Origin of the sequence: Dokdonella sp., from assembly GCF_019634845.1 — a bacterium.
GTDB lineage: Bacteria > Pseudomonadota > Gammaproteobacteria > Xanthomonadales > Rhodanobacteraceae > Dokdonella_A.
On sequence record NZ_JAHCAQ010000014.1, the window covers coordinates 92,938 to 99,948 of the forward strand.

The window sequence follows — 7,011 nt, forward strand, 5'->3', positions numbered from 1 at the left end:
CGGCTGACGGGACAAGCTGGCAGGCTGGCGGCGTTGAACGACAACCAAGGGGGGCGATCATGCGCAAGAGCTTGTGGTTGGCACTGGCCTGCATGTTGAGCAGCGGCGTCGGCGCGGCCGAGGTCACGATCAAGAACGATTCGCTCACCGATTTCGGCGGTGCCGCGATCATCTGGGGTTTCGCGGCCGGCGAGATGGCCGGTTCATGGCTCACCAGTCCCTGCGACGGCAACCTCGTCGCGGTGCAGATCTTCTGGCGCTCGCCGACCGGCACCGCGGCGGCCTCGATCCAGGATTCGATCAACATTTATCGTAGCGGCACCTTCCCCAACCCCGGTGCGCTTGTGCAGTCGATCGGCGGTCCCGTGCTCAACGACAATGCGCTCAACGAATGGCGCTACCTCGATGAGAACAACACGCTGCCGCTCAGCGTGCCGGTGAGCGCGAACGAGACCGTGGTGGTGGCGCTGCAGTTCGCCGAGCTGCCGGTAGCGGGCTCCGATCCGAGCGTCGTGCGCGACACTGACGGCAACACGCCCGGACGCAACGTGATCTACGCCTCGATCAACAACCAATTCGGGTGGTTTAACAGCGCGACGTTCGGCGTTGGCGGCGACTGGGTCATCCGTGGCGTGGTCAACTGCCAAGCGACAGCGACCACGGCCGATGTCGGCGTGACGATGAGCGCGAATCCGCCGGCCTACACGGCGGGCGCTGCGCTGCACTACACGATCACGGTCGCCAATGCCGGTCCGGCCAGCGCCAGCACGACGCTCGTCGATACATTCCCGGCGGCCTACCAGTCGCCGACCTGGACCTGCACGCCGAGTGGCGGCGCCAGCTGTCCGGCCGGCAGCAGCGGCAACATCGTTGGCGCGGCCATGCTGCCGTCGGGCAGCCAGCTCAGTTTCGTGGTCAGCGGCACGGTCGCGGCCGGCTTCAGCGCCACGCTCAGCAACTCGATGACGGCCGTCGTCGGCGCGCCGATCACCGATCCGAACCCGGCCAACAACACCGGCACCCTCGATCTGGAAGCGGCGGTGAGCGACCTCATCTTCCGCGACGGCTTCGACGGCGTGCAGCCGGGGCTGCGCCTCGTGCCCGCCCGCGCGCTGGGGTATCGCGGCGGGCGTTGATGGTGGCCGCGGTGCGCGGGGGACGACCCGCGTCGGTGCGTGGTTCGTCCCGCGGGGACGCGAGGCGGTGGTCGCGTTGCGATACGAAGATCTGATCGCGGCCGCCGCCACGCCTACGAAAACCATCCCCCGCGCGCAAGTCTCGACGCATCGCGGCGACGCTGCGAACATCGCGGCGGGTCGCGCGGGCGGCCTTCCGTTTCTCCGGCCGACGAGGATTTCGCAGCCCATGCTTTCGATCGAGGCGCGCATCGCGCAGGACATCGCCGCGCAGCCGGCACAGGTGCAGGCCGCCGTGGCGCTGCTCGACGGCGGCGCCACCGTGCCGTTCATCGCGCGCTACCGCAAGGAAGCCACCGGCGGCCTCGACGACACCCAGTTGCGCCTGCTCGAGGAACGCCTGGGCTACCTGCGCGAGCTCGAGGAGCGGCGCAGCGCGATCCTTGCCAGCATCGACGAGCAGGGCAAGCTCGACGCCGACCTGCGCGAGCGCATCCTCGCCGCCGACACCAAGGCGCGGCTCGAGGATCTGTACCTGCCCTACAAGCCCAAGCGCCGCACCAAGGCGCAGATCGCGCGCGAGGCGGGTCTCGAACCGCTCGCCATCGCGCTGCGCGAGGACCCGACGGTCGCGCCCGAACTGCGGGCGGCGGCCTTCGTCGATGCCGCGCGCGGCGTCGAGGATGTGAAGGCCGCGCTCGACGGCGCGCGCCACATCCTCATCGAATCGATCGCCGAGGATGCGCTGCTGGTCGACTCGCTGCGCGAGTGGGTCTGGCAACACGGCCAGATCCGCGCCAGCGTGATCGCGGGCAAGCAGGCCGAAGGCGCCAAGTATCGTGACTACTTCGAGCACGCCGAGCCGATCGCGAAAATCCCCTCGCACCGGTTACTCGCGCTGCTGCGTGCGCGCAACGAGGGCGTGCTCGCGCTCGAGCTCGCGCCCACTGCCGATGCCGAGCAGGGCCACGCGCAGGGCGAGGCGCGCGTCGCCGCGCACGCGGGCTTCGCCGCGCGCGGCCGCGCCGCCGATGCCTGGCTGATGGACACCGCGCGGCTGTGCTGGCGCGTCAAGCTGCATCTGACGCTCACGCTCGACCTGTTCACGCGCGCGCGGGAGGCTGCCGAGGAGGCCGCGATCGGCGTGTTCGGCGACAACCTCAAGGACCTGCTGCTGGCCGCGCCCGCTGGCCCGCGCACCGTGATGGGGCTCGATCCCGGCATCCGCACCGGCGTCAAGGTTGCCGTCGTCGATGGCACCGGCAAGCTGCTCGCGACCAGCACGGTCTATCCGCACGAGCCGCGTCGGCAGTGGCAGCAGGCGCTGGCCGAACTCGGCGCGCTGTGCCTGCGCCACGGCGTCGAACTGATCGCGATCGGCAACGGCACCGCCTCGCGCGAGACCGACCAGCTCGCCGGCGAGCTGATCCGCAAGCTCGCGCCGCAGGCCAGCATCGCCAAGCTCGTGGTCAGCGAGGCCGGTGCTTCGGTGTATTCGGCCTCCGAGCTCGCCGCGCGCGAGTTTCCCGACCTCGACGTGTCGCTGCGCGGCGCGGTGTCGATCGCGCGGCGCCTGCAGGATCCGCTCGCCGAGCTCGTCAAGATCGAACCCAAGGCGATCGGCGTGGGCCAGTACCAGCACGACGTCAACCAGTACCGCCTCGCGCGCGCGCTCGATGCGCGCGTGGAGGACTGCGTCAACGCGGTCGGCGTCGACGTCAACACCGCATCGGCGCCGCTGCTGGCGCGTGTGGCCGGCTTGAGCGCGTCGGTTGCCGACAACATCGTCAGGTATCGCGACGAGCACGGCGCGTTCGCCACCCGCGCGGCGTTGAAGAAAGTGCCGCGCCTGGGCGACAAGGCCTTCGAGCAGGGCGCGGGCTTCCTGCGCATCAGCCAGGGCAGCAATCCGCTCGACGCCAGCGGTGTGCATCCGGAAGCCTATGGCGTGGTCGAGCGCATGGCCGCGGCCAACGGCCGCACGCCGCAGCAGCTGGTGGGTGATGCCGCCTTGCTGCGCCAGTTGCGCGCCGAGGACTACACCGACGCGCGGTTCGGCCTGCCGACCGTGCGCGACATCATCAGCGAACTGGAAAAACCCGGTCGCGATCCGCGCCCGAGCTTCGTCGCACCGACGTTTGCCGAGGGTGTCGCCGACGTCAAGGATCTCGTCGTCGGCATGGTGCTGGAAGGGCGTGTCAGCAACGTCGCCGCGTTCGGTGCCTTCGTCGACATCGGCGTGCACCAGGACGGCCTCGTGCATGTGTCGGCGCTCGCCCACCGCTACGTGCGCGATCCGCGCGAGGTGGTCAAGGCCGGCGACATCGTCAAGGTCAAGGTGATGGAAGTGGACCTGCAGCGCCAGCGCATCGCGCTGAGCATGCGCCTGGATGAAACCGGGAACGCGGCGGCACGGCGGGAAGGCGCTTCGCGCCCTGCGGATTCCGGCCCCGGACGCCGTCAGCCTGACGGCCGGCGCCCTGCGGCACGGCCGGGAGGGGGAGGGGCCGGGCGGGCCGCAGAGCCGATGAACGCCATGGCGCTGGCGTTCGCGAAGTTGAAGAAATAATCCGCGGAAGGCGGGCCGTCCGGCGCGGAACTGCATTTTCCGGGGTTGTTCATGTTGCACGGCGACGGTCCGGTATGCGGCCGGTGCCGCACGGCGGACATGCTGATGGAAACAAAACCGCCGTTCCGGCGTCACAGGGACGGCAATTGGTTTTCCGGAAGCGGATGTTCTCGCTTATCATCAAAAAAACCGGCAATTCTGTGGCGGCAATGTTGACAGGACCGGAGTTTGTGCCGATGCACATCTCCAGGGCGCCGCCGGCAGCGCGTTAACAGAAACAGACATAGACATTTTTTCGACCAGCCATCGATGCTTGTCCTTTCTCTCGTACTGATCCCGTTCCTGGGCAGCGCCATTGCCGCGGTGCTGCCGCAGCGCGCGCGTAACAGCGAGTTCTGGCTGGCGGCGGCGGTCTGCGTGTATGCCCTGGTCGCGGCGGCCAGCCTGTATGCCGAGGTGGCGACCGGCGCCGTCCTGCGCGAGGAGTTCGCCTGGCTGCCGGCGCAGGGCCTGGATTTCGTTCTGCGCGTCGACGGCCTGGCCTGGGTGTTCACCATGCTGGTCCTCGCCATCGGGCTGCTGGTCGTGCTGTACGCGCGTTATTACATGTCCCCGGAAGACCCGGTGCCGCGCTTCTTCTCGTTCCTGATGGCCTTCATGGGATCGATGCTCGGCGTCGTGCTGTCCGGCAACCTGGTGCAGCTGGTGGTGTTCTGGGAGCTCACCAGCCTGACTTCGTTCCTGCTGATCGGCTACTGGCATCACCGCGCGGATGCGCGGCGCGGCGCGCGCATGGCGTTCACGGTGACGGCCACCGGGGGGCTCTGCCTGCTGGCCGGGGTGCTGGTGCTGGGATACATCACCGGCAGCTACGATCTGGACATCGTGCTGGCGGCCGGCGACCAGATCCGCGGACACGATCTCTATCCGGCGGCGCTGGCGCTGATCGCGCTGGGCGCGCTGACGAAGAGCGCGCAGTTCCCTTTCCATTTCTGGCTGCCGCACGCGATGGCCGCGCCGACGCCGGTGTCCGCCTTCCTGCATTCGGCGACCATGGTGAAAGCCGGCGTTTTTCTTCTGGTCCGCCTGTGGCCCGCGCTGTCCGGGACGCCGGAATGGTTCTGGATCATCGGCGGGGCGGGGGCGATGACCCTGCTGGTCGGGGCGTTCATCGCCATCTTCCAGCACGACCTGAAGGGGCTGCTCGCCTATTCGACGATCAGCCATCTCGGACTGATCACGCTGCTGATCGGCATGGGCACGCCGCTGGCCGTCGTGGCCGCCATCTTCCATATCCTGAATCACGCGACGTTCAAGGCATCGCTGTTCATGGCGGCGGGCATCATCGACCACGAAACCGGAATCCGCGACATGCGCATCCTGCGCGGCCTGCGCCGCAAACTGCCGGTCACGGCAGTGCTGGCCATCTGCGCCAGCGCGGCCATGGCGGGTGTGCCCCTGTTCAACGGCTTCCTGTCGAAGGAGATGTTCTTCGCCGAAGCCTTTTCCCACGGCGGCGGCCAGGACTGGGGGCTGTCGGCCATGGCGCTGGCCATGGGCATATTCAGCGTGACCTATTCGCTGCGCTTCATTTCGATTTTCTTCGGCGAGTTTTCGAAGGACTTGCCGCGCGACCCCCATGAGCCGCCGCGCTGGATGCGGCTGCCGGTCGAACTGCTGGTGCTGGCCTGCCTGGTGGTGGGCGTCGCCCCCGGCGTGAGCATCGAGCCGCTACTGCACCTGGCGGTGGTCGCCACCCTGGGCGAGGACGCGCCGGCCTACGACCTGGCGGTGTGGCACGGCTTCAACCTGCCGCTGCTGATGAGCGTGTGCGCGCTCGTGGGCGGCATGCTGCTTTACGGGGTGCTGCGCCGCCATTTCGACCTGGCGCGGCGCGAGCGCGTGCCGCTGCTCCACCGCCTCAACGGCGCGCAGGCCTACGAGACGACGATGCTGCAGCTCACCCGCGGTGCGGAGTGGCTGCTGCGCCGCGTCGGCACGCGCCGGCTGCAGCCGCAGCTGATGCTGATGATGCTCGCGCTGCTGTTGATTCCGCTCCTGCTGGCGGGCGCTCCGCCGGCGTGGACCGTGATCCCCGTGCGGGGCTTCGACCCCATCTTCGCCGGCATGTGGCTGATCGGCGCCGGCTGCGCGCTGGCGGCGGCGTGGATGGCGAAGTACCACCGCCTGGCCGCGCTCGCGCTCGTCGGCGGCACCGGCATCGTCACCGCGGCGACCTTCCTGTGGCTGTCTGCGCCCGACCTGGCGCTGACTCAGCTGATGGTGGAGACGGTGACCACGGTGCTGATCCTGCTCGGCCTGCGCTGGCTGCCGCCGCGGATCGAGTCGATCGCCGGCCCGGTGCAGCCGCCGTGGCAGGTATGGACGCGACGCACGCGCGACCTCGCGCTCGCCGTCGGCGGCGGCCTCGCGCTGGCGGCGCTGACCCATGCGGTGCTGGTGCATCCGGCCTCGGACACGATCGCGGACTTCTTCCTGCTCAACGCCCTCGGCGGCGGCGGGGGCAGCAACGTGGTGAACGTGCTGCTGGTGGATTTCCGCAGCTTCGACACCCTGGGCGAGATCACCGTGCTCGCCGTCGTCGCGCTCACCGTGTATGCGTTGCTGCGCCGCTTCCGCCCGGCGCCGGAAAGCGCCGGCATCCCGCCGCAGCAGCGCTTCGAGGGCGATCCGGCGAGCCGGCAGAGCCCCGCCGAGCAGGCCGGCAGCGGCTACCTGCTGGTGCCGGGGATCTACCTGCGCCTGCTGCTGCCCTTCATGGGGGTGATCGCGGTGTATTTCTTCATGCGCGGGCACAATCTGCCGGGTGGCGGCTTCGTCGCCGGGCTGATCTTCGCGGTGGCGATCCTGGTGCAGTACATGCTCGCCGGCACGGTGTGGGTGGAGAGCCGCCTGAACCTGCGCCCGCATCGCTGGCTGGGCTTCGGACTGCTGCTGGCCTGCACCACCGGCCTGGGGGCGTGGTGGTTCGGGCATCCCTTCCTCACCACCCACACCGCGCACGTGGAGTGGCCGCTGGTGGGCGAGCTGCACCTGCCGAGCGCCTTCGTGTTCGACCTCGGCGTGTTCGCGGTGGTGGTCGGCACCACGATGCTGATGCTGGTCGCGCTCGCGCACCAGTCGCTGCGCGCGCACCGCCACCCGGGCGAGGACCTGACGGCGGACGGACAGGGCGGTGCCGAGGGGAGGCGGATCTGATGGAACTGGTACTGGCGATTTCCGTAGGCGTGGTGTTCGGCGCGGGGATCTGGCTGATCCTGCGTCCGCGCACCTTCCAGCTCATCA

The 7,011-nt window shown here is 69.2% G+C and carries 3 protein-coding genes; all 3 read left to right on the forward strand.

What is annotated here, in order from left to right:
• Positions 1–59 precede the first annotated feature (59 nt).
• Positions 60–1,136 carry a DUF11 domain-containing protein gene (locus tag KF903_RS11130; protein ID WP_291214679.1) on the forward strand — a complete coding sequence of 359 codons (1,077 nt, stop codon included), beginning with the start codon at positions 60–62 and terminating at the stop codon, positions 1,134–1,136.
• A 229-nt stretch (positions 1,137–1,365) separates the two neighbouring features.
• Positions 1,366–3,705 (forward strand): Tex family protein, encoded by a 2,340-nt coding sequence (locus KF903_RS11135; protein ID WP_291214681.1) that lies wholly within the window; start codon positions 1,366–1,368, stop codon positions 3,703–3,705.
• Positions 3,706–4,014: 309 nt separating this feature from the next.
• On the forward strand, positions 4,015–6,924 hold the full coding sequence (locus KF903_RS11140; RefSeq protein ID WP_291214682.1) for a monovalent cation/H+ antiporter subunit A: 2,910 nt from the start codon (positions 4,015–4,017) through the stop codon (positions 6,922–6,924).
• The last annotated feature ends 87 nt before the right edge of the window (positions 6,925–7,011 follow it).